The sequence below is a fragment of the Variimorphobacter sp. HTMS_6 genome (assembly GCF_059717775.1).
This window is the reverse complement of the sequence record NZ_AP046094.1, coordinates 2,494,342-2,519,992: the sequence shown is the minus strand read 5'-3', so window position 1 is coordinate 2,519,992 and position 25,651 is coordinate 2,494,342. Positions and strand designations below refer to the sequence as shown.

At 36.8% G+C, this 25,651-nt stretch carries 20 protein-coding genes; 18 read left to right on the top strand and 2 right to left on the bottom strand.

Features of this window, described 5'->3' with window-relative positions:
* Positions 1-41: 41 nt before the first annotated feature.
* From AC6IWN_RS11400 to AC6IWN_RS11320, 17 genes are all read left to right on the top strand, one after another.
* On the top strand, positions 42-722 hold the full coding sequence (locus AC6IWN_RS11400) for an ABC transporter ATP-binding protein (RefSeq protein WP_497992199.1): 681 nt from the start codon (positions 42-44) through the stop codon (positions 720-722).
* A complete protein-coding gene (locus AC6IWN_RS11395; RefSeq protein ID WP_497987534.1) occupies positions 719-1,906 on the top strand; it encodes an ABC transporter permease in 1,188 nt (395 codons plus the stop codon). The genes AC6IWN_RS11400 and AC6IWN_RS11395 overlap by 4 nt, the downstream gene beginning before the upstream one ends.
* A gap of 23 nt (positions 1,907-1,929) precedes the next feature.
* Positions 1,930-2,553 (top strand): hypothetical protein, encoded by a 624-nt coding sequence (locus AC6IWN_RS11390; RefSeq protein WP_497987533.1) that lies wholly within the window; start codon positions 1,930-1,932, stop codon positions 2,551-2,553.
* Between the two features lie 244 nt (positions 2,554-2,797).
* On the top strand, positions 2,798-4,207 hold the full coding sequence (locus AC6IWN_RS11385) for a Wadjet anti-phage system protein JetA family protein (RefSeq protein ID WP_497987532.1): 1,410 nt from the start codon (positions 2,798-2,800) through the stop codon (positions 4,205-4,207).
* An 80-nt stretch (positions 4,208-4,287) separates the two neighbouring features.
* Complete coding sequence (locus AC6IWN_RS11380; RefSeq protein ID WP_497987531.1) at positions 4,288-4,932, top strand: DUF4194 domain-containing protein; 645 nt, start codon at positions 4,288-4,290, stop codon at positions 4,930-4,932.
* Entirely contained in the window at positions 4,889-8,281 is a 3,393-nt protein-coding gene (locus tag AC6IWN_RS11375) for an ATP-binding protein (RefSeq protein ID WP_497987530.1), read from the top strand. Before AC6IWN_RS11380 ends, AC6IWN_RS11375 begins: the two co-directional genes overlap by 44 nt.
* 147 nt (positions 8,282-8,428) lie before the next feature.
* On the top strand, positions 8,429-9,031 hold the full coding sequence (locus AC6IWN_RS11370; protein ID WP_497987529.1) for a VanZ family protein: 603 nt from the start codon (positions 8,429-8,431) through the stop codon (positions 9,029-9,031).
* A 524-nt stretch (positions 9,032-9,555) separates the two neighbouring features.
* Positions 9,556-10,899, top strand: coding sequence for an ABC transporter substrate-binding protein (locus tag AC6IWN_RS11365; RefSeq protein WP_497992198.1), 1,344 nt, complete (start codon positions 9,556-9,558; stop codon positions 10,897-10,899).
* Between the two features lie 127 nt (positions 10,900-11,026).
* A complete protein-coding gene (locus AC6IWN_RS11360) occupies positions 11,027-11,914 on the top strand; it encodes a carbohydrate ABC transporter permease (protein ID WP_497987528.1) in 888 nt (295 codons plus the stop codon).
* A 1-nt stretch (position 11,915) separates the two neighbouring features.
* Positions 11,916-12,752 carry a carbohydrate ABC transporter permease gene (locus tag AC6IWN_RS11355; protein WP_497987527.1) on the top strand — a complete coding sequence of 279 codons (837 nt, stop codon included), beginning with the start codon at positions 11,916-11,918 and terminating at the stop codon, positions 12,750-12,752.
* Positions 12,753-12,831: 79 nt separating this feature from the next.
* Positions 12,832-14,634 (top strand): cache domain-containing sensor histidine kinase, encoded by a 1,803-nt coding sequence (locus tag AC6IWN_RS11350; protein WP_497987526.1) that lies wholly within the window; start codon positions 12,832-12,834, stop codon positions 14,632-14,634.
* Positions 14,635-14,638: 4 nt separating this feature from the next.
* On the top strand, positions 14,639-15,367 hold the full coding sequence (locus tag AC6IWN_RS11345) for a response regulator transcription factor (RefSeq protein ID WP_497987525.1): 729 nt from the start codon (positions 14,639-14,641) through the stop codon (positions 15,365-15,367).
* A gap of 222 nt (positions 15,368-15,589) precedes the next feature.
* Entirely contained in the window at positions 15,590-16,222 is a 633-nt protein-coding gene (locus AC6IWN_RS11340) for an undecaprenyl diphosphate synthase family protein (protein WP_497987524.1), read from the top strand.
* Positions 16,223-16,458: 236 nt separating this feature from the next.
* A complete protein-coding gene (locus tag AC6IWN_RS11335; protein WP_497987523.1) occupies positions 16,459-17,247 on the top strand; it encodes a transporter substrate-binding domain-containing protein in 789 nt (262 codons plus the stop codon).
* Positions 17,248-17,353: 106 nt separating this feature from the next.
* Entirely contained in the window at positions 17,354-18,022 is a 669-nt protein-coding gene (locus AC6IWN_RS11330) for an amino acid ABC transporter permease (RefSeq protein ID WP_497987522.1), read from the top strand.
* The gene (locus AC6IWN_RS11325; protein WP_497987521.1) at positions 18,012-18,752 is read left to right on the top strand and encodes an amino acid ABC transporter ATP-binding protein; all 741 of its coding nucleotides are present in this window, start codon (positions 18,012-18,014) and stop codon (positions 18,750-18,752) included. The genes AC6IWN_RS11330 and AC6IWN_RS11325 overlap by 11 nt, the downstream gene beginning before the upstream one ends.
* A 20-nt stretch (positions 18,753-18,772) precedes the next feature.
* Positions 18,773-19,357 carry a cytidylate kinase-like family protein gene (locus AC6IWN_RS11320; RefSeq protein ID WP_497987520.1) on the top strand — a complete coding sequence of 195 codons (585 nt, stop codon included), beginning with the start codon at positions 18,773-18,775 and terminating at the stop codon, positions 19,355-19,357.
* A 135-nt stretch (positions 19,358-19,492) separates the two neighbouring features.
* On the opposite strand, the gene AC6IWN_RS11315 is transcribed toward AC6IWN_RS11320, so the two are convergent.
* Complete coding sequence (locus AC6IWN_RS11315) at positions 19,493-20,356, bottom strand: MBL fold metallo-hydrolase (RefSeq protein WP_497987519.1); 864 nt, start codon at positions 20,354-20,356, stop codon at positions 19,493-19,495.
* Positions 20,357-20,748: 392 nt separating this feature from the next.
* Positions 20,749-22,911, bottom strand: coding sequence for an InlB B-repeat-containing protein (locus AC6IWN_RS11310; RefSeq protein WP_497987518.1), 2,163 nt, complete (start codon positions 22,909-22,911; stop codon positions 20,749-20,751).
* Positions 22,912-23,223: 312 nt separating this feature from the next.
* Here AC6IWN_RS11310 and AC6IWN_RS11305 point away from each other — a divergent pair, with 312 nt between their 5' ends.
* Complete coding sequence (locus tag AC6IWN_RS11305) at positions 23,224-25,368, top strand: methyl-accepting chemotaxis protein (protein ID WP_497987517.1); 2,145 nt, start codon at positions 23,224-23,226, stop codon at positions 25,366-25,368.
* Positions 25,369-25,651 lie beyond the last annotated feature (283 nt).

Sequence of the window (25,651 nt, the reverse complement as noted above, 5' to 3'; positions counted from 1 at the left end):
TTTAAGGCAAATTCAGATAAAGGAGAATTAGAACGATGCCGATTATTGAGATTACTAATCTTTTTAAAACCTACGAATTAGGTGGCAATACGGTTCATGCGCTTGATGATGTTACGATGCAGGTGGAGGATAATGAGTTTGTCGCTATTGTCGGACCTTCCGGTTCCGGTAAATCCACTTTAATGAATATCGTTGGGTGCCTGGATATAGCCACTACGGGTAGTTATAAATTATTGGATCGTGAGATCAGTACATATAACGACAATGAGATTGCAGAGTTCCGAAACAAAACCATAGGGTTTATCTTTCAAAGATTTAATCTATTGAACAGGATAACAGCAATTGATAATGTGGAGCTTCCATTGATCTATCAGGGGGTTCCCAGTAGTGAGAGGCGCGAAAGAGCAGTGGAGGCTCTTAAGTCTGTCGGTTTGGAGAGCAGAATGCATCATAAGCCCATGGAGCTTTCCGGAGGGCAGCAACAACGTGTTGCGATAGCACGTGCACTGGTGACGAATCCATCGCTGATACTAGCCGATGAGCCAACCGGTAACCTTGATAGCCACACCGGAGAAGAGGTGCTTGAGATATTATGCGGCCTTCATCAAAAGGGGAATACCATTTTGTTAATTACGCATGATATGAAGATCGCTAATATAGCAAGTCGAATTTTAACCATACATGACGGTAAAATCAATGTATTTAAGGAGGTTGTTCGATGAAATTTTCTCAGGCAATCAAAATGTCACTAGCCTCTGTGTTCGCCAATCGAATGAGATCCTTCTTAACGATGTTGGGTATTATTATCGGTATCACATCCGTCATTGTAATGATAGCAATCGGACAGGGCTCTGCGAAACAGGTTACAGATGCAATTCAAAATATGGGTACGAATATGTTGACAGTAAGTATTACGAGTAGTTCTTCATCAAGATTGACCGCTGATGATATCTCGCAACTGAAAAGTGAATTCTCCATTGGAGGAATTGCTTCTCAGATTACAGGGAATGCAACAGTAAAGAATGAAGCAAATAATAATACTGCCTCTATTATCGGAACAACACCGGACTATGAATCAGTGCGAGATCTTCACACTGCATATGGGCGATTTATCACACAGGATGATATCGATAATCGTTATAAGGTATGTGACGTCGGGATAGAAGTATTACAAAATATCTTCCCGGATGTACAGGCGGAAAAGTATGAATCTCTGATTGGAAAAAACATTATGGTAAATGGAACACCGATTATGATTATCGGTATTCTTGAAAGTAAGGGAACCAGCTCAGCCGGTTCGAGTGACAATCAACTGATTATGCCCTTATCCAGTGCCCAGAGATTATTAAAGACTACTACAGTATCAAGTTATTTTGTAGAAGCAGCCTCTGCAAAGGCTGTAGATTCAGCCACCTATATATTGAATCAATTCCTGCTTTCAAAATATAATAACGATACGGATGCATTTCGAGTATTGAGCCAGAGTGAAATGATCAGTGCGCGTAATCAAACAGCGAATACGCTTACTATGATGTTAGCAGGAATAGCAGCAATTTCGCTTGTGGTTGGAGGAATCGGTATTATGAATATTATGCTGGTATCCGTAGTAGAGCGAACCAGAGAAATAGGTGTTCGTAAGGCAATTGGAGCAAAGCGTAGAGATATTCTGTCACAGTTCTTGATCGAGGCAGTATTTTTAAGCTGTACCGGTGGTATTGTAGGAGTACTTCTTGGAGTACTGATCTGTTTGATATTACCGGGGGTTACATCAATTGCTGTACAGATGCAGCTTTCCGTTATGCTGATGGCATTTTCCTTCTCAGCAGGGGTAGGAATTGTATTCGGGTTGTATCCGGCAGGAAAAGCGTCCAGATTAAGTCCGATAGAAGCATTAAGATATGAATGATGATAAATAAAGGAGACAAGGCTATGAAAAGTCGAAGAATATTAACGGTATTGCTAATCTTTTGTTTGACAGCCACGATGTTTACATTGACGGGATGTGGTTCTAAGAAAAGTGGATCGAACAATTCACAGGGAGGCCAAAACAATCCAGGCAGGCAAGAGTTTAGTGCTGAAAATATAAAGAAAATGCTGGATGACAATCTATCTTCTCTCGTTCAGGATGGTACTATTACAGCGGAGCAGGAGGATAAGGTGATCGATGCGATTTCTGAGAATATGAAGAAAAGGATGGCATCGATTACCGGATTCCCTCGTAATGGAGAGAGAAACGGCGGCGAAAGACCTTCACCAGGTGCAGATGGAAAAGGCCAATGGGGTCAAGGCGGTAACAATAATAGTGGTGCAAATGATGGAAATGACCCCAATACGAATAATAATATCACTAAAGGAGCAGGAAGACAGAGAGGTGCTATGTATTCCAGTGAGCTAAAGAGTTTAGTTACTGACAAAACGATTACACAGAAACAGGCAGATGCAATAGAAGAAGCACTCGCGAATGGCTTCGGTGGAATGTTTAGAGGGAACGGAGAAAATGGGAATAATAACACAGATGGCAACGCGAACAATGGCAGTAATTCCGCACAATAGCAAATTAATTTAATCTTTTATTACAAGTTCATAGGTGTATTTAAAAAGTCATAGGTGAAATATCCTATGACTTTTTTTATATCTTTGCATGATATTCAATCAGTGCTTAGAGTAAACTTTATACAACAAAAGTGTGAAATATATCGATTCCTATGTTATAATAGATAGGCTAAGGCGATATATCAAGGTGATTATCAGACTTATGCCATGTAGAAAGTTACATTTTGAAAAAGGAAAAGGGCAAATGAACGAATTAAAGAAGATACCACAGGAGTTCTGGAATTTATTTCGGAGCAGTAACCGTTATATCTATATAGAGTCGTTAATGGTGATTTATGAGGAATATCTGTACAATGATTATTTCTTGACCAGGGAAACAGGGATACGTATCTTGTCAGAGCATTTTGAAGGAAGAATGATTGACGTATCTGGGGACGATGATGAGATTGAAGTGGATAGTAATGAACCGACTTCCATGAAGATTATCAATAAGCTTACCTCCTTTGGTTGGATAAGGAAGGTTGAGGATTATGTTAATTTTAAGACCAATATCGTAATTCCGGATTATGCTGCTACTTTAATAGAGGCATTCATCAATCTGAATGATCCGAATGATCAGGAAACGGATATTGAGATTCAGAATATATTCTCAAATCTTTACTCCTTTTATAATGATAAAAAGTTGGGAATTGAGATGTTAATGAGTGCAAGGCAGAATGCAACCAAGTTAAACCGCTCGTTGCAGAATATGTTACATAATATGGATCGTTTCTTTGAGAGTCTACTGGCAAAAACCACTTATGAGGAGGTTTTAACTGAACATCTGGAGGTATTTGTTGAGACTGAAATTAATCGAAAATACGGACTGTTAAAAACCAGTGATAATTTTTATAAATATAAGAATGACATAAAGGATTTGCTATATCTATTGCAACAGGATGAAAGTAGACTGTACCTGTTAAAAAGAAAGATATTATCGGATAAACCGGATATGAAACCGGAGGACATTGACCTAGAATATCATGATTTGATATTTGAAATTGATCGAAGCATCTCAAATATAGAAAATCGTATTGCAAATATTGATGCGGAGCATTCGAAGTATGTACGAGTGACTGTGAGTAGAATGGAATACCTCTTAAGTAGGGATCAGAATCTGAAAGGAAATCTGGTGACATTACTCAATATAATGTCCGAGCGGCATAGTGATAGTATCACAAAGAGGGTTACCGACAAGATTCAGCTAAATGATTTTGCGATTAATTCAGAAGATTCTTTTTACAAAAAGAGAATAAAGAAGAATGTGGTGGATGAAGTTGATGAGTCCGAAGAACCATTAGAAGAAGAGTTATCCAAGGAAGAGATTCTTAAGGCGAATAAGAGCAAGGCACGTTTTAATAAAGCTCAGATTGAAAGCTTCGTAATGAGCAGAATAAAGGATGGAGTCTATCAGGTGGAGGATCATGCCGTTACGAATAGAAGCGAATTTGAACTGCTGATTTTAGCCTTTGATTACAGCTATCGCGTGAAGAGTCCATTTGAAGTGATCAGGGATAGTGAAGAGATGATAAGAAGCGGAGAGTTTAGTTATCCGAAGGCAATTTTTAAGATGAAAGATAGTGTGATTATTGAAAAACATAATTCACATCCCTAAGTTTTGTTTGCAAAATTCTCTGCACAAACTAACCTAGAAAAGGGCAGAGATGTATAAAGAAAAAGAAAAGGAGTAATAAAATGCTGGCATATTATAATGGCTTAATGGATGAAGAAAAAGCAAAAGTTACTGATGTAATAAAGAAGCTTTTAAGCCAAACCTATATAATGGAACGAAAATATGATAAAAGAACAGAGCGTCATATGATTAATGACGACTATCGTGTCTGTGAAAGGCATATTGAATTCTTAAAGGATTATTTTAATGTAGCTGACATTGACCTGTATGAGAACCGTCAGTACAATATTATATATTTAAAAACACCAACCTTGCAGGGAGAAAAGATATCTCCTTTATCGACCTATTTTATCCTGTTGCTTAAAGTGATTTATGATGAGCAGATGAGTACAATCTCAAACTCCATCCATGTCTATACCACTCTGGGCACGATTAATGAAAAGCTGCAGTTGTTCCGTCTTTGGAAGGGCAAGATGGGAATTACGGAGATGAAGAAAACGATTGCCTTTTTAAAGAGATACCAGATTGTAGAGGTTCTTGATGAGGTCAATGAACTGGACAGTGAAATCCGTTTTATCATTAATCCCATTGTAAATCTGCTGTTTGATAACAAGGAGATTACAGAAGTGATTAAGCAGTACCAGGAGGGAGAGGAGGAAGAGGATGAACAACCGATTTTTGGCGATGACGAAGATGTGCTTGAATAACTGGCACTATATTAATAAACGTGTAATGTGCTATAACGAGGTCGTAAACTTCTTTACCGGTCATTCAGGCAGTGGTAAGTCTACGGTGATCGATGCATTACAAATGATATTTTATGCTGATACGACGGGTAGAGGCTTCTTTAATAAGGCGGCGAAGGAGGATTCTAACCGAACCTTGATTGAATACCTTAGAGGTATGATGCAGATTGAAGAAAATAACAGCATTAAGTATTTGCGAAATAAGAATTTTTCCTCGACCGTGGTCTTGGAATTCCAAGATACGGAGACAAATAACAGTCAGTGCATGGGGGTAGCATTTGATGTGGATACCTCAAATAATTCTATATCAAAGCAGTGGTTTTGGCATGCAGGAGCATTACCGGAGAATAATTACCGAGGGGATAATAATAAAACGTTTACAATATCGGAATTAAAGGATTATTTGAAAAAGAACTTCTCACAGGATGAGTATTTTTTAACTTCAACAGATGTGAGATTTCGAAATGAAATCTATAATAACTACTTTGGCGGTCTTCCCGATGAACGCTTTATTGCATTGTTTAAAAAAGCGATTCCATTTAAAATGGATATGAAACTGGATGATTTCATCAAAAATTATATCTTTACGGAAGTAAATATCCGAATTGATGATATGAAGGACAGTGTAGCACAGTATTCGAATTTAAAGCTTAAACTTGAGGATACCAAAAGAGAGATTGAGCTTCTTATGGAGATTCAAAAGCAGTATCAAAAATACGATTACAGCTGTAATAAGGAACTTCAATATAAATACAACCTGGATTGTTTGGAAATTAAGCAAGTGCAGCAAACGATTGAGTATAACCAATCCCAGCTAGAGACGCTTGACAAGGATATTAAATCGCTAAAGGATACCTCGGAGAGCTTATATAGTCAGATTAAAACCATGCAGGTTGAGCGAGATGAGGTGGCTGGATTTATTCAAAATAGTGGTTACTCCCATCTTCAGGAACAGCTAAAATTACTTACTCAGAATATCGATATGTTAGATAGATCAAGAGTAAAGTATGACAATCTGGCATACAAGCTTAAGGCATGGGTACAGACCGAACTTTTGAACTCAGACACGGTAGAAACAATCCATCTGTTTGAAACATATCAAGCGGATCAATCCATGATGGAGGGAATCCGGTCGGATATCAAGAAAGTAAAAGCAGCATTAGAGGCGGAAAAATCAGAATTGAACAAAAAGCTTCATTCTCTGGGTGATCGAATCAAGGAGAGCAAAGAGGAAATCGAGGTATTAAAAAATGGGCATAAGAATTATTCTCATACCTTATTAGAAGCAAAACAGAAGATCTCAGAGCAACTATCTGATTATTTCGGAGAGACGATAGAGGCAGAGGTATTAGCCGATGTGATAGATGTGGAAGATGAAAGCTGGCTAAATGCAATTGAAGGATATATGGGAGGTAATAAAACAACGTTGATTGTTCCACCCAAATATGCAAAGAAAGCGATGGAATTTTACCGTGCCTTGGATTCGAAGAGATTTCATCAGGTAGCAGTTATAGATACCGAGAAGGTATTGTTAAATGCGAAAGTACCAATGGTGAATTCGTTAGCGGAAGAGGTAATGACTAAGGCGGATTATGTGAGAACGTATATCGATTATCTGCTCGGACGTGTAATCAAATGTGATTCGATTGAGGAATTAAGAAATCATCACAGTGGGATCACCAAGGATTGCGTCCTATATCAGGGTTATAAATTACAGCATATTGATCCGAAAAACTATACTGATTTTGCTTATATTGGCCAAGGTGCAATCGTGAAACGACTTGGTGTTGCCCAGGAGATTTTAACACAGTTAAGCGATGAGAAGCTTCCTTTGGATGAGCGAAGCAGGGAGATTGCAGAGGTACTGTCATTTGAATCCTTCCAAGAAACCCAGGAATACCTGGAATGGATGAAGGATGTGGAATCACTTATCGAAGCGGAGAAAGAAAGAGCAGAATGTCAAAGTAAAATTGAAGATCTTAAGAAAACGGATATCGAGGCTTGGCAAAGAAAGCTCACTGAACTGGATAAATCTTTAGAGGAATTCAGAGTTCGCAAGAGTCAGGCGGATGGATATGCAGTTGCAAAATCCAACAAACATAGAGAAATCGGAGATCTATTAATAACCTATCACGATGAGTTGATGGCAAAACGAAAGAACTTTGTTCAGGAGGCTATCAGAGATGAAGGTTATGATGCATTTATGGCGGAGAATTCAGGAAAAAGAACGGATTATATTAAGCTTCGTATTCAAAATGAATTGGAAGATATCAAAAACCGAAAAGAAATTGAGTACAGTTCTTTAATCGAAAAACGACAGGCTCATTATGATGTGTATAACTACAGAGGATTTGGGGTTACCAGTAAGGATAATGAGGATTATGAGAATCTTCTGAGCATTCTCAGCAGCGAGAAGCTGGTTGAATTCACAGAAAAGGCAAATCGTCAGGCACAAATTGCGATTAAGCATTTTAAATCGGACTTTGTATATAAAATTAGAGCTGCAATTCAGGATGCGCAAAAGCAGAAGAATGACCTGAATCAGGTATTGGAACAGCTTGACTTTGGTAAGGACAAATATAGCTTCAGTGTGACAAAGAACACCGGAGAAGAGGGCAAATTCTATGAGATGTTCATGAACAAGGATTTAGAGATCAATCCGAAGCATCTGGAGAATAACATGGATGGTCAGGTTGATTTGTTCAGTATGAGCCATGAGAGTGAATACAACGAGATCATGAACGAGCTTTTAGAGATGTTCATGCCACCTACGAACAGCGATGCAAAGACTTTAGAGACAGCACGTGCGAATATGGAGCGCTATGCGGATTACCGAACCTATCTTACCTTTGATATGAATCAACGAGTAAATGGTGGACCGCCTACCTCACTTGCCAAGATGTTATCCAAGAACTCCGGAGGGGAAGGACAGAACCCGTTATATGTTGCATTGCTCGCAAGCTTTGCACAAATCTATCGAATCAATGTGAATGCGAAGGTTAAGAGAAGACCGACACCAAGACTGGTTATTCTTGACGAGGCATTCTCAAAGATGGACGGAGAAAAGGTTTCAACCTGTATCGCTTTAATAAACTCTCTTCATGTACAAGCAATTATCAGTGCACCGAATGATAAGATTCAAAACTATACGGAAAGCGTAGACAAGATCTTCTTATTTGCGAATCAGAACAAGACTCGCATCTCTATCGAAGAGTTTGAACAGAATCGTTTCTATGAACTACTTGAAAACCTAGAAGGTGACGAGGGTATACTAGAGGAAGAACAGGTTACTTTTACATTTGACCATTAATCAACATTGTAAACCAAAAAGGAGGCAAAGCATGTACTCCTTTTTAGTTTATTAAATATGATAGGTAGATAATATTGACATATATGGTAATATAAAGTATGAAGCTTGTTTTTGATATTAAGTTGAAATGTATTGGGGGATACAATTTTGAGTCTAATAATAACATATATAGGGGAGATGATTGGTTATATTCTAGCAGCATTTCCTCTATATGTATTTATCCGATTTATTGTAATAAAAAAGAGAAGAATAAACACATCATTTTTTAGAGAAGCTGTATTGGGACTATTTATGCTGTATATGATAGGGCTGATATCTCAAACAGTACTACCAATGTGGGATGCCGGAATTATAAATGGGAAACCATATTTTAATATATTTATATATAAACCTGCACCAATTAATATTATCCCTTTTCATACGATTTACCAATATTTATATACAAGCAGCTCGGTTATGGATGGTTGGGAAGTGGTTTCAAGTCTTAATCTTTGGGCTAATCTCCTACTTTTTGCACCGTTGGGAATATTTTTACCACTTTTGTCAAAGAAGTACATATCGCTATTAAGTATCTTTTTGAGTGGGTTAATAACATCACTGTGTATTGAATTTATTCAATACTTTATTGGACGCCGTGCTGATATCGATGATATTATATTAAATGTTATTGGAGTATTAATAGGATTTGTCATTTATCTATTATGCCGATTAGTTATTGGTAGTATCAAAAAAATAGGTGTAACTAAATAAATCATAAATTCGTATTGTTAGAAACATCTTTACGTTTAAACAATCTAAAATTGTATTCGTAAGAACCTTTATAAAACAAACCATCAATTCAATTAGCAATTTAAACAAATACCTAAAACCTAAGAAATTAATTCTCAAATCAAAAAAATGATTTATATTTGTTCCAATATCAGGAGTCGTGAGGGTATGGATAGGAGGAGGTAGGGATGATGTGAGAAAACAATTAGCGGATTTTCGAGAGAGTTTCTGCGCACTAGTTCGTTTTGCGAGCGACCGACGAATCAATCAGGTCGGAGCAAAAAGTAAAAGACGTGTGCAGAAAGTACCGAAAATCCAGCTTGTTTTCCCACACGTCCCTACCTCCTTCTATCTGCACTCTCACGACTCCGTCCCTTTGTTAAAATATTAATATTATCTTGTTCATTCGAAAATATTGCACTATTTTCAAATTCTGCCATCTGTTTTTCGATATAGTGGGATGGTACTATCTAATTGTAGCAAAAAATATTTCCAGGGAGGAAAGAATTATGAAAAAGATATGGGCATTCATACTTGTGGCAGTGATGGTACTAACGATGGTAACCGGCTGCTCAAACAAAAAAGATCAGCAGACGGACTCGGATAAGGGAACGGTGGCGACTGACAAACCAGAGGCAACGAAAGCTCCGGAGAAGGTGACATTAAAGTTGTTTTCTAATCTTCCAGACAGAAAGAACGGACAGGGATTAGTGGAACAAATGATAATTGATGAATATATAAAAGCAAATCCGAATGTAACAATTCAGGTTGAAGCACTTGATGAAGAAGCTTATAAAACCAAATTCAAAGCATATGCAATGGATGGTATGCCTGATGTTGTTAGCATCTGGGGACAGCCGTCCTTCTTAAGCGAAGTGCTTGATGCAGGAGTACTTGCGGAATTGAACCAAGCTGATTATGCTAACTATGGTTTTGTTCCTGGCTCACTTGATGGTTTTATGAAAGACAGTAAACTGTATGGACTACCAAGAAATACAGATATCATGGGATTCTATTACAATAAGAAAATGTTCGATGACCATGGCTGGAAAGTTCCTACTACATATGATGAGCTTTTAGATCTGTCCAAGAAGATCAAGGCAGCTAATATTGTTCCGGTTGCAATGGATGGTGGAGATGGATGGCCTTTAGCAATCTATTTAACAGATTTATTAGTTCGTCTTGATGGAAAAGATGAGGCGGCTTTAGTTGATAAGGCGATAGCATCCGGCGATTTCTCTGATCCACTCTTTACTCAGGCTACAGAATTACTTGTTAAGGCAGTGAAGGCTGGAATGTTCCAGACTGGTTATGATTCACAGGATTACGGAACTGCAATGAACTTATTTACCAATGGTCAGGCAGCAATGTTCTATATGGGTAGCTGGGAATCCTCCATGGCATTAAATAAGGACATCAAAGAAGAGGTTAGAAATAATGTTAGAGCATTTAGCATGCCTGTAGTTACAGGAGGAAAAGGTGCTCAAACTGACATCGCAGCTTGGAATGGTGGCGGATATGCAGTGGCAGCAGATTCGAAAGTGAAGGATGAAGCAATCAAATTCTTGAACTTTATGTATCAGCCTGATAAATTATCCAAATATGGTTGGGAGAAGGGTGTTGGTATGTCCGCACAAGATCAAACAGCTTATATGACAGGTAATGAAACAGAATTACAGAAGACATTTACCGGTATTTTAAAGAATGCTACAGGCGTGTCAGGAACTACGATGAATGACCGTGGTCCTTCCGCTTTCAAAGCAGCTATCGAGAGTGAAATTCAGAGTGTTTCTAATGGAACATCTTCAATAAAAGATTTCCTTGCAAAGATTGGCGAGGCTTGTAAGTAAACGCTTATTGTGTGGGAGAGTGGCTGCCTGTCTGATGTGGGCAGCCACTTCCTTGTTACTTACAGTTGCATAGCAAATTTTGTGCTGACGCCCAAGTTCGCGGTGTTTCGGCAGTATGGGGGACTATATGAAAAAATTATACAGCAATAAATTAGTTATTCTCAGTTTGGTATTACCCGGGTTAGTACTTTTTGTTCTGGCAATACTGGCTCCAATCTGCTTGAGTATCTATTATGGTTTTACAAATTATTCGGGCATGGGTCATGCAAAATTTATTGCCCTTGATAACTATAAGGCATTGTTGTCGGATAAGACCTTTCACAGAGCGTTGATGAACTCATTGCTTTTGGCGGTTGGGTTTATTGTAATCCAGCATCCGATTGCAATCATAGTAGCTGCTGTTTTAGATAAATTACAGGGAAAGGCGGAAGGATTCTTTCGCTGCATCTACTTCATACCGAATGTTATCTCGGTTGCGATTATTGCGTATCTGTGGAAATTTATCTATAACCCGGATTTTGGATTACTGAATAATATACTAAAAGGCTTTGGTTATCACGGTAAAATAAACTGGTTCAATGCGGATACAGCCATATGGTCGGTATTAATTGTATTGATTTGGCATGGATTTGGATGGGGTATGTTAATTTATTATGCCGGAATTAAGAATATTGACCCTGTTTTATATGAAGCAGCAGCGATAGATGGTGCCGGTTCAAAAGAAACCTTTCTAAAGATTACACTTCCTCTTATGAAGCCAGTTATACAGATAAATGTTACGTTGGCGGTGATTTCAGCATTGAAGCAGATGGAAACCGTATATCTGTTGACGAAGGGTGGTCCCGGTGACAGTACACAATTTACTGCGAACTATTTGTATCTACAGGCGTTTAAGGCATTTAAATACGGTTATGGTAATGCCATCGGTGTAGTATTTATCATCATTTGCCTAATTGTAACCGTAGGTTTGAACAGATTGTTCCGTGAAAAGCAACCGGCAAAGGAGGGTAATTGATATGACAGATAAAGGTGCATTAATTAAAAAAATTATTCTTTGGATTATCCTATCCGCGGTAGCTATTGTTCAGATATTTCCTCTAGTATGGTTAATTGACTTTTCTCTAGGAACCAGTAATGAGATGTTCACGAATGGGCTTTTAATTATTCCGAAAAAGATACAATGGGGGAATTATGTAAAGGCGTTTGTTGACGGACATTTTTTATTATATTTAAAAAATAGTGTATTGATAAATGGTCTTGCTGTATTTTTTGTTACACTATTCTCGATTATGGCCGGATATGCCTGCAGAAGAATGCATTGGAGACTAAATGGATTTGTGAAAACGCTCCTTTTATTAGGTATGATGATTCCGATTCATGCCACCTTGCTGCCAAATTATAAAATATATCATATGGTTCACCTTACAGACACCATATGGGCATTATTAATTCCCTATGTTGCATTTTCTCTTCCACAAGCTTTGTTTTTAATGACAGGCTTTATTGAAGCATTGCCGATCGAGTTGGAAGAGGCAGCAGTTATGGATGGCTGCGGAGTGTATCGAATTGTATTTCAAATTGTAACTCCTTTATTAAAACCTTCCATTGCAACAGTAGCAATCATGACCTTTCTAAATAACTGGAACGAATTTATGATGGCAAGTACTTACTTAAGTACCCCAAAATGGAAGACGCTACCCTTCTCTGTATTGGAATTCACAGGGCAGTACTCATCAAATTATGCCGTTCAATTCTCAGTTATGGCGTTAACAGCTGCACCGGCGGTAATTGTATATATTATCCTGAATAAGCACATTACAAAAGGTGTTGCAATGGGTGCTGTAAAAGGATAAAATTTATATGTCAGAAATTGAACTCTTTTTGTCATCTTGACTATCAAATAATGATCTTAGATGGGAGATTATACGACATATGAAATATTGGATTCGACAGTTGAGTATTAGAAAAAAATTGATATTTTACAGTTACATAATCATCACGCCCATTCTACTGATTATCAGTGCGGTTTTATTCGTTAGAAATTATAATGCGACAATAGAAAAAGAAAATGAAAGCTATATTCAAACTACACAGAACTTAACAAGTAGCATTGATGTGCTTCAGAAAAATATAATAGAATTCGGAACGTACATATGTATCAATAATGATATAAAATTGATACTTACTTCCAATAAACCTCAGAATTTGAATCAAGATTCCCTGCTTTGGTTACACAATGCTCCAATGAGGATATTTCAGGATATGATGGCTCTGAACGGGCAGATTAAGACAATCGCTATCTATCCGGAGAATGGTGTTATTCCATATCTGCGATGTATGGATGCAACCTCCTATCTAAAGAGCACCGACCTGGTTCGCACGAAAGACATATATAAACAGGTCGTTGCACGAAAAGGTAAGATACTATGGAGACGAGTGAATAAAAGTGATACAGATACCTATGAAGCGAATCGAACAGATAAAATCGTTATGTACCGCGAAATCTATGATCTTGCTAAGAGAAATAAGTTGGGTTATTTGGTAATCGGTGCGTCCATGGACAAATTTACTGAGCTGTGTGATAATACACTCATTTCGGATAATGAAGCGATTATCGTAGTTAGTTCAGATGGGTCAGAGCTAATTCGAAGCGGTAAAGTGAATGAGGATATACTAACACAGGTACTAAAAGACGAAGCGAAAGGTATTATATCAAAAGATCCATCCGGGTTCCTCAGCTATATGAACTATAAAGTTTTCTTTAGTAGAGATGAGGATACAGGGACGATTGTTTATCGATTAGTAGAAAAAGAAGGGCTAGGGAAGCAGTTATTTGCAATTGCATTTGCACCTGCGGTTCTTCTTTTAGGATTTTTGGTTGGATTGTTTCCAATTCTGATCTTTGTATCCAATATCATCTCAAAGCCCTTGAATAAATTATGTAATGCAATGGAACTGTTTAAAAAGGGAGACTTCAATCAGAAGGTAGAGGTTAATACCCTAGATGAAGTGGGAGAAGCAGCGGCTTGCTTTAACCAGATGGTGGATGATATCAAGACCTTGATTGATAATAATTATGTTATGGCACTCAGGGAGAAGGAAAGTGAGTTAAATGCACTTCAGGCTCAGATTAATCCTCATTTTTTATACAATACCCTGGATTCCTTGTATTGGCAGGCAACTAACGCGGATCACAATGAAATCGCAGAAAATATTTATGCGTTGTCCCAATTATTCCGGCTGGTTCTAGGACAAGGAAAAGGCATTGTTACTGTAAGGAATGAACAGGATTTAATCGATCGATACCTCCATATTCAGAAAATGAGATTTGAGAAGCGATTGGACTATGAGATTAAAATTGAGGATAAGATATTAGATGCTAATATCCCGAAGCTAATCCTCCAGCCTTTTGTGGAAAATGCAATCGTTCATGGCTTTGAAAAGGCAGGTGAAAAGTGCTTTATCTCACTTGTAGGAAAGAAAAAGGGAGATCATATTATCTTTATGATCAAGGATAACGGCATCGGAATGAGCAAAGAGCAGGTGAAAGCTATACTAAAAGTAGATGATTCCGAGCGATATGCAAGCCAACGAATTGGCCGTTATGCAATCAAAAATATAAGAGAACGGCTGGAACTTAAATATCATGAAGCATTTAAGTTATTGATATATAGTAAGGAAGGTAGCGGAACAACTGTTATTATTGAATTACCATATGAAAATAAGGAGATGTAATAGTTTGGGAGTAAAACTACTGATTGCGGACGATGAAGATATGATTAGAAATGGTCTGGCAAAATATATTCAATTACATACAGATCGATTTGATAAGATCTATCTGGCAGAGAACGGACAGATTGCCATCGATACAATATTTCGTCATGAGCCGGATCTGATGTTGCTGGATGTGCAGATGCCGATTAAAGATGGGATTAATGTCATGCAGGAGGCACAAAGAGCGGGAATTATGCCGGTTACCATTATATTGAGTGGTTATGATGAGTTTAAATATGCACAACAGGCGATGCACTACGGTGCAAAAGATTATCTATTAAAGCCCAGTCGTTCCTCCGATATTCTGAAGAAGCTAAATGATACTGCGGATGGACTGATTGGAGAGAAGAAAAAGTCTGGGATAACAGTAAAATCAGGAATGAATGGATTCGTCGATTTCGCCAGAGAGTATATTAATGAGCACTATTATGAGAATCTGACCCTAAATGGAGTATCAGAAAAGGTTGGAATAACAGCAGGATATTTATCTACGCTGTTTACACAGAAGATGAACTGCAGCTTTATCGACTATCTGAATGAAATTAGAGTAGAGCATGCCTGTTCTTATCTGCAGCAGAATTATTTTAAAACATATGAGATTGCTTATAAAGTCGGTTACAATGATGAAAAATATTTTTCGAAGGTGTTTAAAAAAGTCACAGGAATGTCTCCTTCTGAATATAAAAAGAAGTAGTGCCAATGTGAGCGCTTTGTACAAAGATGGAAATAGATGATTTATATTCTACAAAGAGTATTGAGCAAGGAATTTTTGAATAAGCATAGACGTAAGAATCATGATATTGTATCATTTAAACTGTAATAACCAGTTGAAATGATAGGATAGCATGATTTTTTACATAATTAACAACGCAGCTGACAAGAATATAAGAATACTATCGATAAAGGACGAGCATATATGGATAAATTAAAAAGAATTCCTAGGCATATTGGAATTATCCCAGACGGCAATAGAAGATGGGCATTAGAAAAAGGTCTTGAAAAGAAGGCTGGATACGATCATGGAATAAATCCGGGTTTTGAATTGTATGAGATGATGATCGAATATGGAATTCAGGAAGCTACCTTTTACGGATTTACGAAGGATAATAATAAAAGGGAAAAGACACAAAGAGATGCATTTACAAAAGCATGTATTGACGCTGTAGAATTGTTGAGTGGCAGGGATGCGAATTTATTGGTGATCGGCAATACCGATTCTGTTGCGTTTCCAAAGGAATTATTGAAATATGCGAATAAACGAGTTGAATTTGGCAGAGGTATTATTAATCTTAACTTTTTGGTAAACTACGATTGGGAATGGGACTTAAAAAGTATGATGAATAAGAAACAGCTGGCCTCTGATGAGATACCTCGGGTTGATTTAATCATAAGATGGGGCGGAAGGCGAAGATTAAGTGGATTTTTACCCGTTCAATCGGTTTATTCTGATTTTTATGTGATTGATGATTATTGGCCTAGCTTTAAGAAATCACATTTTGTAGATGCACTAAAGTGGTATCAGGATTGCGATGTAACGCTTGGCGGTTAATTAAAAATTGGGATTAAAATATCCTGTTTTTTACGGAATTTCCAAGAAAAAATAGTTATTTGATACTTTATTGCACTATAATTTTACTACATCATAGTTATATAGCATTGACAAGGGCAGGATTCATATATATAATTACTTTATGCATTAAGCGTAGACTAAGAGGTCAATATTATATTATAAGGTCGACGCTTAAATTTTTTGCGATTTTATATTTAGGAAAACAGGAGGATAATATGAAAAAGTTTACAGCTTTATTATGTGTAGCAGTTTTAGCTAGCTCATTATTTATTGGATGCGGTACGAAAACTACTGATACAAAAGATGGTGATACATCAAAATCCGGAGATAAAACATGGGTGATTGCAACTGACACAGTATTCAAACCTTTTGAGTACACCAATGAGAAGAATAAATTCGTAGGTATCGACGTTGATTTACTTGATGCGATTGCAAAAGATCAGGGATTTAAGTACAAGTTAAATAGCCTTGGTTGGGATGCCGCTGTTGCAGCTGTTCAAGCTGGACAGGCTGATGGTATTATCGCTGGCGCTACTATCAAACAGGAACGTATTGATAAGGGCTGGATTTTCTCAGACGGATACTTTAATGCTACTCAGACTTTCGTAGTTGGAAAAGATAGTACAATTGCAAAATATGAAGACCTTAAGGGTAAAAATGTTGCAGTAAAGAACGGTACAGCAGGTGCTGATTTTGCAATGAGCTTAAAGGATAAATATGGATTTACAGTTTCTAAATTTGATGATTCTCCTACCATGTATCAGGATGTTGTATTAGGTAACAGTGTTGCTTGTGTTGAAGATACACCAATTATGTCTGCGACAATCAAAGAAGGCAAACTTGCACTTAAAATTCCAACAGGAATGGAAAGCGAAGGTGCACCTTACGGTTTCGCTATTATGAATAAAGATAATCAGAAGTTACTCGATATGTTCAATGCCGGTTTGAAAAATATCAAAGCAAATGGCAAGTATGATGAGATATTAAATACGTATTTAAAATAATACATCAGACAATTGTGATATGATTGCGAACGTGGGGGACCTGTTGCAGGTTGCTCACGTTCTTACGTTACAATATTTTTAATTAAAATAGAAAGGAGAAGGAATAATGATTTTAATAATTCAAAAATATAGTTCAATGCTACTCGAAGCAATGGGCAAGACATTATTACTTACACTACTTTCATTATTTTTTGCCATGATAATCGGTTTAATATTTTCATTGATGAACGTTGGAAAAAATCGTTTTTTTAATCTGGTAGGAACGGTTTATGTTGATGCGGTGAGAGGTGTACCTTTGATTGTTTTGGCATTTTTTGTATACTTCGGTGTACCTTCCGGAATGAAATATTTGGGAATTGAGCATTTTAGGTTTTCAGCTCTTCAGGCTGGTACCATTGCGCTCTCTATGAACTGTGGAGCCTATATGGCGGAAATAATCCGTGCAGGAATTGAGAGCGTTGACAGAGGCCAGATGGAAGCAAGTCGAAGTCTTGGAATCAATTATCGATTAAGTATGCAAACAATTGTGTTACCACAGGCGATACGCACGATGATTCCATCAATTATTAACCAATTTATTATTACACTTAAGGATACCTCCATTCTTTCTGTTATCGGATTCCCGGAACTTACGAATATGGGTAAAACGATTGTTGCGAATACGATGATGAGTTTAGAGTCTTGGGCGGTTATTGGTATTATGTATATGATAGTTATCATTTCATTAAGTAAATTGGCTAAGAAGATTGAAAGGAGGGTGAACCGTGGAAGATAATAAGACAATTATACATGTTGAAAATCTTAAGAAAAACTTTGGAATTTTAGAAGTGCTAAAGGATATCAATATAGATATTTCTGTAGGTGAGGTTGTAGTATTACTTGGACCTTCCGGAAGCGGTAAATCCACATTTCTGCGTTGTTTGAATCAGTTAGAGCAGTCCACAGACGGAACCATTCTCATAAACGGTAAAGATATTACAGATAAGCATACAGATATTAATAAAATCAGAGAAAATATCGGTATGGTATTCCAGCACTTTAACCTTTTTCCCCATAAGACGGTATTGCAAAATATTATGCATGCACCGGTTTTATTAAAGAAGATGACAAAGGAGGAGGGTAAGAATAAGGCGATGCAATTGCTTAAACGTGTTGGTATGGAAGCAAAAGCAGATGCGTATCCTTCCCAGCTATCCGGTGGTCAAAAACAGCGTATCGCTATTGCGAGAGCACTTGCCATGAATCCGGATATCATGCTCTTTGATGAGCCTACCTCCGCACTTGACCCTGAAATGGTTGGTGAAGTACTCGCTGTTATGAAAGAACTGGTAGCAGACGGTATGACAATGGTAGTAGTAACACATGAGATTGGTTTTGCAAAAGAAGTTGCTGACAGAATAGTATTCATGGATGGTGGATATATTGTAGAACAGGGAACTCCTCAAGAAGTAATAGATAATCCTAAGGAAGCAAGAACAATTGATTTCTTAAATAAAGTTTTATAATCTGCTTGGAGGAAAGATCAATGAAAAAGATTATAACCATAAGTCGTGAGTTTGGAGCCGGTGGTGGTGAAATTGGCAGAAAAGTAGCGAAAGCATTGAATTACGATTACTATGATAAAGAGATGATTATAGAGGCAGCAAGAGAATCCAATATCGATGTAGAAAGTATGCTACGTTGGGATGAAAAGGTTCCGATGAACTTCGGTTTTGCGCAGAGTCTTTTTGATTTTTATAATAAACCGTTAAGTGAGAAGCTGTTTGATGCCTTACAACAGATCATAAAAGAAATTGGTGAAAAAGGTAATTGCGTTATTGTTGGACGTAACGCGAACACCATTTTAAAGGAATTTGATAATGGACTCCATGTATTTGTTCACGCAGACCCGTACTGGCGCCTTGACCGTATGAAGAATAAAATGCCGGATACCTCTGAGGCAAAGCTTAGTGAACAGATTCGTCTCATAGATAAGATGCGAAAAAAATATTGTCAGTATTACACCAATACTGAATTTGGTGTGGCAGATTACTATGATATCAGCATGAATACATCCAAGTTGAGTATCGATACTTGTGTAGATATTATTTGTAATTTGGCTAAGGAATAATACGAATAGTACTTGATAAAAGGGAGCTATAAAACGAAAAAGGTGATACCGATAGTCTTTAAAGACTTTGGGTATCATCTTTTTGATTTGTTACACTATAATTCACGGTTTAATTGGAGCAGGAATTTTTAATTATTAGTTTTGTACTTTATAAATCGTATCAAGATTTATGACTTGTACTTCATTGATTTTATCAATATAATCACGAGTAATAATAATTTCTCCATCCTGTTTGCGCTCTTCTTTCACATTAAGGTGTTCTGCCAGGTTCTTTCCGGCGTCGACATCTCCATGCTCAGGTATAATGATTTTTGGTTTGAGACTACTAACAATCACATCAACATCTTCGATTAGTAATTTTGAAGCAGCGGGATTTTCGAATATCTGTATTAGCAGTACATCGACTTTGCCGATTTTCTTAAGATCTTTTATACTTGGAAGTTCTCCTTGTGAGGCAAAGTGGGCAATTTTGATATCATTCATCATAAAGACAAATATATTGTTCGTATCACCTTCGTCGCCCTTATTATGCTTGCCCGCATATCCGTTTATCACTATTTGTTTTGTTTTATACTCTCCGGGGTCGGTTAGTAATTTATAGGGTTTCTCTAGATTTGTAACATCATTATGATCCATGTCCTGATGACTTTCTGTTACGACATCCGGTTGGATTTTTTTACGTATTACAAATGGATCGGAAACAATCTGAAAACCATTAGGGGTCTCAAATTTAAAACAGGCATAATCACCGGGATATTTTTTGATCCACACACCTTCTGTGAAAGGTTGATTTGTACTTGTATTATTGTCGGGAGCAATAGTAGGTGTATTGGGCGGTGTAATAGTTGGAGTAATAGTAGGTGTAGTCTTTGTATTTGTTGATACAGCTGTAATTTCGCCATCCCTATTAACGTTCGCTTTTTCTAAACCCTGTACTGCACAAGCCGAAAAAATGAAGGCTACAGTTAAAATAAATACAATAATCAAATATCTTTTCATGAAATTCCTCCCTTTATAATTGTGTTTCTCCAATTTTAAAGTTCATATCCATGATGTAACGATGATAGTATTCGTTTGTTGTGCATATTACAAATTAATAATATATTTGTTGCTTAATAGTAACTATATTTTACCAGAAATAAAATTTATTTACTATTACTAAAATGAATCAATACAATGATAAGTGAGTTATAAAGAATAATCAGGTTAATGTATTTAAACTAGTTACAAGAAAAAGAAATTAGATAAAGAAATTAGATAAAGAAATTTTGGAAAAGAAATTAGTTAAAAGGGTGAACCCACAAAACGAAATAATAACGTTTGTGGGTTCACCCTTTTATGTGTATATATCAGGTATACAATCAATTATTAATTGGCAGAAATATCCTGTATTATCGATAGCAAGTTACATAACCGGATGGAACACCGTAATTCATGTTCTGCGCTGCATAAATCCCGGTGGACGAATTTCGAATCAGATTATCCAGAGTAAATCTGGTGGAATAATCATTAAGGCCACCAAAGTTTACATAGCCGGTATAGGTCGTTCCGGAGATGGTGGTTGTGATCTTCATCCAGCCATTCTTAAGATTTCCATATAGATTTAATACCCGGAAGGTACCAACTTTAGTAGTCGGACTTGTGGATGCATTATATGGTAATAGTTGCACTGGTTGATTATTTGCATCTAAAGTGTAGCCCTTTATATCGGAGGAGCCTAACACTTTATATAGATATAATGGAGTGGATCCTTTATATTTTCCAGTAATATTCATCCTGGAAAAATCATTGTTAATATCTGCAAGATTCACATCAATTATCTTACCTGTCATCGATTTTGTGGATGCATAGCTTGAGCTATAGGGGAGAATTGATTGACAGATATATGCTATACTAGATCCCCAATTAATGTCGGAGGAATAATAATAGTTAAGTCCTGAGGCTCCTCTATTTTTGCCCCCAATTAGTGATCCTACGATACCACCTGTTCCAAGGTAGTTGCCTTCCGAGTACAATTTGTTATTTGAATCTGTGGTTAAGTAGTACTGGTTAAGTAGGTTCGCCTGATACTGTATCGCTTCTTTGATCGAACGGAACGTATAAGCACTATCATATGGTGATTTATCAAACGCGCCAACCGAATATATATTGTTTTTTCGAATAGCCAGATTGTTTGTACCCCAACCGCTTTCATGCATTGCTACAGCAGCAAGGATAAGCGGATTAATACCGGATGCCTTCCCAACGTCAATAAAAGCTTGACCTTGATTGTCAATCGGTAAAGCTACTGTTATTTTATTATTCTTCTTATAATTAGTAATCGCCGTATTAATCTGAGCAGCAGTTACAGAGGAGGGCTTGCGAATATCTAACGTACTATAAAAAAGCTGCTGGTGATTTGATACAGCAAGATAACCTAACTTACCACCTGGGGCGGCAATCTGAACATAATCCTGATTGCCGATGATTGGCAGGACATTCACATAAGTACCGTTCTTTATTGTTCCGAGTACTTTGGATGAAGAAGAAGCTGTTGTGTAAATACTGGCTGAACCGTTTGCTGTAATATAAGCCGCATAAGCGGTTAGCTGCGCGGATACGGTATTATTTTGATCCATCAGGCTTTTTGATATGTAAGCATTTTGGCCATTATACTTAATCTGGAACCAACCGGCATTATTATAAGAGGTTACTGTAATTGATGTATTTCCTTTTAAAGCGCCAATAACTTTACTGGTACTTCCTGTGCTAGGAGATGTTCTGACATTTAATGAGGATATATTCGATGGAATAATTCCCATATAACTGGACGGAACGGGTGCTTTCCATCTGGCATATAGTGTCATACCAGAATGTACTTTACTAGAAAAAATCCATGCGGTTGAAAGACTTGGTGAAGTATACCATCCCCCAAATACATATCCATTTTTTGTCGGTGTAGTCGGTGTGGTCATGGCGCTGTTGTATGTAACAATCTTTGAGGATATGGCGCTGCCACCTTGTGAATTAAAGTTCACGGTATATTTGTTTGGTGTCCACTTAGCATATAGTGTGATATTGCTTGTAACACTATTCTTCTTGAAATTCCAAACTGTTTTATATTTTGAATCCTTATACCAACCTGTAAATGAATACCCTGTTTTGGTAGGGCTTTTTGGGGTGGTAATAAGCTTTTTGTATTTTATCTTTTGTGTGGTTACTTTAGAGCCGCCAACTGAGTTGAAGGTTACGCTATAGGTATTAATATTCCATTTAGCATATAGCGTGATGTTTTTTGTAACTTTATTTTTCTTAAAATTCCAGGAAGTTTTTAATTTTGAATCCTTATACCAGCCGCCAAAGGTATAACCCGTTTTCTTTGGGGCTTTTGGTGCAGCTACTAATTTATTATAAGCAACCTTTTTAGCGGAAACTGCGGAACCACCTCCTGAATTGAAAGAGACCTTAACATATTTTGTAGAGGCTAATGCGTCGGAAGGGATGTCATATACCATCACCAGAGCCAATACAAAAATTGTTAATGCAACAAATCGCTTTAAGATTTTTTTGTTCAATATTATCACTCCTTTATTAGACTTTGAATCGGATTTAATTCGTATGTCCGAATATCGTCATTGGATTTTATGGACAGTTCATAATCATTATAACTTATAATTAATAATTTACAAATTAAAATCCTATTAAATCATTAGATCTATTAAATATGGAAAGTTCTCCCGGATATTATAAAATGGGATCAATTAGAACTAACAGATTAGTTGACAAGAGAAAATTATTCTGATATTTTAAAATACATAGATATCATATATGAGTTTTTTATACATAATTCAACAAAACAAAAGCGATGATTAGGAGTGAGAGAGGTTATGACCAAAGAGGAAGAACGAAAAAGACAAAAGGTGCGAAAGCCAAAGACACACAAGAAATTGAATATTAGTATAACGAAAAAAGGGATAGCAAAGGTGTTACCTAGTATGAACGTATGGGATAAGCTTAACATACGAACAAAAATCATGGTTGCCTTCGCTGTTCCTATTTTATTTTTAGCTGTTATTGGATTTGTGGCATATCAAAAGGCATCCACTGCAATCATTGATAATTATGAGAATAGTACGATAACTACATTGAATGCAACGAAAGACTATATTACGATGGAGTTGAATAGCGTGTTGGATGAGTCATATAATCTGATAAGCTATGAATCTGTAAGGGATTATTACAAGAGAAGTGAGGATGGATCACTTAAAGATAATGAAAGCTATATGAATATGGTAAATGAGTTATCCGCAGCGAAGACATCTAACAGTGTTAATTATAATATCCATGTCTTTGGGGAACATGGGGATGCATATTCCACTGCAGGTAAGCTTCCAAAGGATTTTTATGAGAATTTCAGTAAATCAGAAGAAGGAAAGAAGATACAATCTTCCACTCAACGTTTTATCTGGCTTGGTAAACATCCTTTTCTTGATGAATCCTTACGTAATACTCAAACAGCATATTCTGCAACAATTATACGTAAGTTGACTGAGAACAATGGTTATATTGTGATAGATGTGCTTACAAGTAAAATCATCAGACCGATTTCACAGTTAAACCTTGGAAAGGACAGTATCGTTGGCTTTATAACGAGTGATGGACAGGAAGCATTATTTGGTACTACAGACACCAATGTATTTAAAGGCCTTCCTTACTACAAAAGCACAACGAAGAAGATAGGAGATTCTGGCTTCTCGTTCGAAAAGTATAAGGGAAAGGATTATCTCTTCTTATATAGTAAAGTGGATAAAACTGGCGCAACTATCTGTGCTTTAGTTCCTAAAAGTGAGATTCTAGATAAGGTTAATGATATAAAAATATTAGTAATTATATTTGTAATACTGGCATGTGTATTTGTATCAGTAATTGGTACTATACTGGCGAGAGGTATAGGTAATGAGATTACAAAATTATCCACGTCAATCAAGAAAGCAGCAGGAGGAGACTTAACCACTAAGTTTGATACGAAGAGAAAAGATGAATTCCTAATTCTATCTCAAAGCTTAAAGGGTATGATGGGAGAAATGAGGAATTTGATAAAAGAGGTTGCGAATGTGGGCACTAGGGTCACCAAATCAGCGGATGAATTATCCGGCGCTTCCACTAATATATTGGACTCTACGAAGAACATTTCTCTTGCAATTGATGAAATTGGTAACGGTGTAACACAGCAGGCTTCCGATACAGAACAGTGCTCCAATATGATGACTGATTTATCGGATCAGATTAATCTTGTGTATAAAAGTACCTATGAGATTGAACAAATTGCGAAGGATACAACCACTATCATCGGAGAAGGAATTGTTATCGTTGATGAATTAAATAAAAAATCAGGTGCAACCACGGAGATTACTCATGTTGTAATTAGTGAAATTGAAGATTTGGAGCTGCACTCTAGAAATATTCAGAATATTATACATGCAATTAATGATATTGCAGCGCAAACAAACCTATTATCCTTAAATGCATCCATTGAAGCGGCAAGAGCAGGGGAAGCAGGTAGAGGATTTGCAGTTGTAGCTGAAGAAATCCGTAAATTAGCTGATCAATCATCACTTGCTTCCAATCAAATCAAAGAAATTGTGGATGTGATACAAGAGAAGACTAAGATAACATTTACTTCAGCGAATCAAGCGAAGAATATTGTTGAATCACAGATGGAGGCTTTGAGTAAAGCAATATCTACCTTTGAAAATATTAATCTCCATGTAGAGAAGTTGGTATCCAATCTGAGTAATATATCGGAGGGAGTAAAGACCATTGAGTCTGCTAAGGATAGCAGTATGGATGCAATTACGAATATATCCGCAGTATCGGAAGAGACGGCATCAGCTTCTGAGGAAGTAAGTGCTACAGCAATTGAACAGATTAATTCAGTAGAATTCTTAAGCAGATCCGCTGATGAACTGGCAGAAGAAGCGAAGGTTCTTGAGAAATCGATCTTAATGTTTAAATTTGAGGAAGAGGAATAATGTATTCCGTTATAATTTTAGATTTAACTAATATGTAAGATGAATTAATGAATCGATTCCTCTTGCCACAAAAAAAAGAGATACCGGACATGATAGTATATCGTAGGAATCATTTTCCTTAAGTATTATCATGACCGGCATCTCTTTTTTAGTCAGAAATTTATACAGATTTTTTCTGATAATCAATAAAAATTATATGCAACTATAACATTGACGTTAATGTTATAGTTGCATATAATTTTTATAATAGCATTGCGTGAATAAACGTAAATTCGCTGACGAT

What these genes read in the sequence shown, in the direction of transcription:
- AC6IWN_RS11355 (WP_497987527.1), top strand. Translation starts at nt 11,916, where the DNA reads ATGACAGATAAAGGTGCATTAATTAAAAAAATTATTCTTTGGATTATC.
- AC6IWN_RS11395 (WP_497987534.1), top strand. Translation starts at nt 719, where the DNA reads ATGAAATTTTCTCAGGCAATCAAAATGTCACTAGCCTCTGTGTTCGCC.
- AC6IWN_RS11375 (WP_497987530.1), top strand. Translation starts at nt 4,889, where the DNA reads ATGAACAACCGATTTTTGGCGATGACGAAGATGTGCTTGAATAACTGG.
- AC6IWN_RS11330 (WP_497987522.1), top strand. Translation starts at nt 17,354, where the DNA reads ATGATTTTAATAATTCAAAAATATAGTTCAATGCTACTCGAAGCAATG.
- AC6IWN_RS11390 (WP_497987533.1), top strand. Translation starts at nt 1,930, where the DNA reads ATGAAAAGTCGAAGAATATTAACGGTATTGCTAATCTTTTGTTTGACA.
- AC6IWN_RS11320 (WP_497987520.1), top strand. Translation starts at nt 18,773, where the DNA reads ATGAAAAAGATTATAACCATAAGTCGTGAGTTTGGAGCCGGTGGTGGT.
- AC6IWN_RS11305 (WP_497987517.1), top strand. Translation starts at nt 23,224, where the DNA reads ATGACCAAAGAGGAAGAACGAAAAAGACAAAAGGTGCGAAAGCCAAAG.
- AC6IWN_RS11350 (WP_497987526.1), top strand. Translation starts at nt 12,832, where the DNA reads ATGAAATATTGGATTCGACAGTTGAGTATTAGAAAAAAATTGATATTT.
- AC6IWN_RS11335 (WP_497987523.1), top strand. Translation starts at nt 16,459, where the DNA reads ATGAAAAAGTTTACAGCTTTATTATGTGTAGCAGTTTTAGCTAGCTCA.
- AC6IWN_RS11315 (WP_497987519.1), bottom strand. Translation starts at nt 20,356, where the DNA reads ATGAAAAGATATTTGATTATTGTATTTATTTTAACTGTAGCCTTCATT.
- AC6IWN_RS11340 (WP_497987524.1), top strand. Translation starts at nt 15,590, where the DNA reads ATGGATAAATTAAAAAGAATTCCTAGGCATATTGGAATTATCCCAGAC.
- AC6IWN_RS11380 (WP_497987531.1), top strand. Translation starts at nt 4,288, where the DNA reads ATGCTGGCATATTATAATGGCTTAATGGATGAAGAAAAAGCAAAAGTT.
- AC6IWN_RS11360 (WP_497987528.1), top strand. Translation starts at nt 11,027, where the DNA reads ATGAAAAAATTATACAGCAATAAATTAGTTATTCTCAGTTTGGTATTA.
- AC6IWN_RS11385 (WP_497987532.1), top strand. Translation starts at nt 2,798, where the DNA reads ATGAACGAATTAAAGAAGATACCACAGGAGTTCTGGAATTTATTTCGG.